At 86.8% G+C, this 379-nt stretch carries 1 pseudogene; it reads left to right on the forward strand.

The features are described from left to right. Positions 1-38: 38 nt before the first annotated feature. A pseudogene (locus tag ACFW1I_RS09820) lies at positions 39-379 on the forward strand (hypothetical protein); the annotation flags it as partial.

The raw sequence follows: 379 nt of genomic DNA on the forward strand, positions 1-379 counted from the left end.
GGGGGGGGGGGGGGGCGCCTGGGGGGGGCTGTGCCCGTGTGTGGGGGGGGGGGGGCGCGGGCGGCGGGGGGGGGGCGCGCCCCGGGGGGCCCGCGCGCGCGCCCCCTCCCCTTCGCCCCCCCCCCCACGTCCGGGCCTTCTCCGCGCCTCCGGCCAGGACCGAGGCGCGCCTCGAACTCCCCGAGCCCGAACCCGAGCCCCGTCCGGAGCCGGACCGCCGGCCCGAGCGCGACGAACCGGCGCCCGCCGCGGCCGCCCGGCCGGCCGCCGGCGGCGCCGCCGAGCGCGCCCGCCGCGGCAAGGCCCGGGCCCGCCGCCGGCGCACCACGATGCTGCTCTTCTCCGCCTTCCCCCTCGGCGCCGTGGGCGCCGCCGTCGG

Origin of the sequence: Streptomyces sp. NPDC058955, assembly GCF_042741435.1 — a bacterium.
GTDB lineage: Bacteria > Actinomycetota > Actinomycetes > Streptomycetales > Streptomycetaceae > Streptomyces.